The sequence below is a fragment of the Streptomyces prasinopilosus genome (genome assembly GCF_001419695.1).
Lineage (GTDB): Bacteria > Actinomycetota > Actinomycetes > Streptomycetales > Streptomycetaceae > Streptomyces > Streptomyces prasinopilosus.
In genome coordinates, this window is sequence record NZ_LIRG01000942.1 from 1 (window position 1) to 3,276 (window position 3,276).

At 74.3% G+C, this 3,276-nt stretch carries 3 protein-coding genes; 2 read left to right on the forward strand and 1 reads right to left on the reverse strand.

Annotated features, from left to right (window positions below; all coding sequences use genetic code 11):
- The coding region (locus AOK18_RS28810) for a GtrA family protein (protein WP_206281607.1) at positions 1–684 on the forward strand (684 nt) is incomplete at its 5' end.
- Positions 681–1,991: a hypothetical protein gene (locus tag AOK18_RS28815; RefSeq protein WP_240503355.1), complete on the forward strand. Its 1,311-nt coding sequence runs from the start codon at positions 681–683 to the stop codon at positions 1,989–1,991. The genes AOK18_RS28810 and AOK18_RS28815, both read left to right, overlap by 4 nt.
- Before the next feature lie 15 nt (positions 1,992–2,006).
- Here the strand turns inward: AOK18_RS28815 and AOK18_RS28820 are convergent, their stop codons facing one another.
- Entirely contained in the window at positions 2,007–3,188 is a 1,182-nt protein-coding gene (locus AOK18_RS28820) for an amidohydrolase (protein WP_079105239.1), read from the reverse strand.
- Positions 3,189–3,276: the final 88 nt, after the last annotated feature.

The following is a 3,276-nucleotide window of genomic DNA, read 5'->3' on the forward strand; positions in this document are numbered from 1 at the left end:
CGGCTGCTGCCGCTGGTGGAGGACCGGGGGTGGTTCTTCGACACCGAACTGCTGGTGATCGCCGAACGGGCCGGACTGCGGATCCACGAGGTGCCGGTCGACTGGGTGGACGATCCCGACAGCCGGGTCCGCATCGTCTCCACGGCGCTGGCGGACCTGCGCGGCATGGCCCGGCTGGGGCGTGCCCTGGCCGGTGGCCGGCTGCCGCTGACCGCGCTGCGCCGGGAGGGCGGTCCCGAGCGGGTCGCGGAGCTGCCGCCGGGCCTGGCCGGTCAGCTGCTGCGCTTCGCCGCGGTCGGTGCCGCCAGCACGCTGTGCCACCTGCTGCTCTACACGGCGCTCCGGTCCTTCACCGGCGCCCAGGCGGCCAACGCGCTCGCCCTGCTGGCCAGCGCGGTCGCCAACACCGCCGCGAACCGGCGGCTGACCTTCGGTGTGCGCGGCCGGCACGGGGTGCTCGGACAGCACCTCAAGGGGCTGGCCGCCTTCCTGGTGGGCCTCGCCCTCACCAGCGGTTCGCTGGCCGTTCTGCATCGCACCGCGCCCGGGGCCGGGCCGGGTCCGGAACTGCTGACCCTGGTCCTCGCCAACCTCGCCGCGACCCTGCTGCGGTTCCTCCTCCTGCGGTCCTGGGTGTTCCCCGGCCGCGGCGCCCTCCGTACGAGAGGATCCTCCGCCTCATGAGCGGCACCCTCCGGGCCGGCCGCCCGGCCGGCCCGTCGGACCCCGCGGACCGGGTGGCCGGTCCGACGCCCTGGCCCCACGTCTCCGTCCCCCCTCCCGCGGACGCCGGCCGGACCCCCCGGGAACGGCTGCGGCGCGCCGTCGCACGCCACGGACCCGTCCTCGCGACGTACGGCGTGCTGAAACTGGTCGGCTTCTCCGTCTTCATGCACCTGCTCGACTCGGCCGGCGACTTCCGCGAGAAGCACCCCCGCTTCGGCGGCGGCGCCCGCCCCTGGGACGTGCTGGGCAGCTGGGACGGCTGGTGGTACCAGCAGATCGCCCTGCACGGGTACGACCCGGCCCTGGAGCCCGTCCCCGGCGCGACCGGCATGATCACCCTCGAGGGCAACTCGGCGGCGTTCTTCCCCCTCTACCCGACGCTGATGCGGGTGGTCCAGGAGATCACCGGGCTGGGCCCGTACGGCGCCGGGATGGCCGTCTCCGTCGTCTCCTCGTTCGTCGCGGCGCTCGGCATCCACGCGGTCACGTCCCGGCTGGGCGGTCACCGCGCCGGTCTGGCCGCCGTCGGCCTGTGGGCGGTGTGGCCCGGTTCCGGCGCCGAGTGGGCGGTGTACTCCGAGTCGCTGTACACGGCCCTGGCCGTGTGGGCCTGCCACGCCGTCATGGCCCGGCACTGGCTCACCGCCGGGCTGCTCACGTTCTTCGCCGGGCTCGCCCGGCCGACCGCCGTCACCCTGGTCGCGGCCCTCGCCGTCGCCGGGCTGGTCGCGGTGTGCCGGCGGCGGGAGGGGATCCGCCGTCCGCTGCTCGCGGTCGCCGTCGCCCCGCTGGGGACGCTCGGCTACCTCGGCTGGGTGGGTTGGCGCATGGGCGACTGGAACGGCTACAGCAGGCTCCAGGACGGCGCGTGGGGCCACACCTTCGACTACGGCCGGCACAGCCTCGACGTCCTGACCTCGGTCCCCGTGGGCCATTTCGACTACCTGTTCGCGATGCCCTTCGAGGACGTCATCGGGGTCGGGGTGGTCCTGCTCGTGCCGGTCCTCACCGTGCTGCTGGTCCGGCTGCGTCCACCGGCCGTGCTCGTCGTGTACACGGTGCTGTCGTACCTGATGGTGATGGGCACCCAGCAGTACTTCGGCAACGTCTCGCGCTACCTCCTCCCCCTGTTCCCGCTCCTGGTCCCGCTCGCCCTGGCCATGCGCCGGCTCCGGCTGCCCTCCCTGTTCACCGTGCTCGGGACGGCGGCGCTGGCCTCCGGGTCCTACGCGGGATACGTCCTGTTCGAACTCGGGGTGCCGTAGGGCCCGTCCGGCGGGTCACGCCCGGGAGGCGGGCCGGGCGGCGAGCCAGGCGAGGGCGGCCACGGTCAGCGCGCGCACGCCGGTGTCCAGGGTGGGCCGGACCACCGGGGCGAAGTAGGGGCTGTGGTTGACCGGGATGTCCTCGTCGACGGTGCCGCCGCGGACGGCCTCGGCGTGGCGGTCGGGGTCGGTGCCGCCGATGCCCCAGTAGGTGAACGGCACGCCGAACGCGGCGGGGATCTCGCTCATGTCCTCGCTCGCGGTCTGCAGGTCGATGGTGTGCGCGTCGTCCCCGAAGTGCGCGGCGAACGCCTCGGCGACCCGCCGGGTCGTCTCCTCGTCGTTGACGGTCGGCGGGAAGGAGCTGATCCGCTCGATCACGGGTGCCTTCGGCGAGCGGGACGCCTCGCACTCGGCACGCACGATCCGGCCGATCGCGTCCAGGACGTGGGTGCGGGTGGCGTCGTCGTAGGTGCGCACGTTGAGTTCGACGACCGCGCTGTCGGGGATGACGTTGGGGCCGGAGCCGGCGTGGATGCTGCCCACGGTGAGCACGGCGGGCGTGGTGGCGGCCAGTTCCCTGGAGACGACGGTCTGCAGGCGTACGACGATCATCGCGGCCGTCACCACCGGGTCGATCGCCGCCTGGGGGGCGGAGCCGTGCGCCCCGCGTCCGTGCACGGTGACGCGCAGGCTGTCCGCCGCCGACAGGAACGGTCCGGTGCGGGTGCCGACGTAGCCGGCCGGATAGGGCAGGACGTGCTGCGCGAGGACCACGTCGGGCCGGGGCGACCGGGAGGTGAGACCGTCGGCGATCATGGCTTCGGCACCCTCGCCGTTCTCCTCCGAGGGCTGCAGGAGCGCCACGAAGGTGCCCCGCCAGGCGTCCCGGTTCCCGGCCAGCAGCCGCGCGCAGCCGAGCAGGCAGGTCACGTGCACGTCGTGTCCGCAGGCGTGCATGACGGGCCGCTCGGTGCCGTCCGGGCCGGTCACGGTCGCGGTGGAGGCGTAGGGCAGACCGGTGCGTTCCCGCACGGGGAGGGCGTCCATGTCGGCGCGCGCCATGACGGTCGGGCCGTCGCCGTTGGCCAGTACGCCGATCAGGCCGGTGCCGCCGATCCCGTCGGTGACCTCGTAGCCGAACGACCGCAGGGCCTCGGCCCCCTTCCCCGCCGTGCTCGCCGGCCTCGACGCCATCCGCCCCTACCTCGAGGACGTCTACAAGGACCTGCACCGGCACCCCGAACTCGGACTGCGGGAACACCGCACGGCGGGGAAGGGGGCC

Bases quoted from the DNA above. Each gene is read 5' to 3' on its own strand.
- AOK18_RS28815 (WP_240503355.1), top strand. From the start codon at position 681: ATGAGCGGCACCCTCCGGGCCGGCCGCCCGGCCGGCCCGTCGGACCCC.
- AOK18_RS28820 (WP_079105239.1), bottom strand. From the start codon at position 3,188: ATGGCGTCGAGGCCGGCGAGCACGGCGGGGAAGGGGGCCGAGGCCCTG.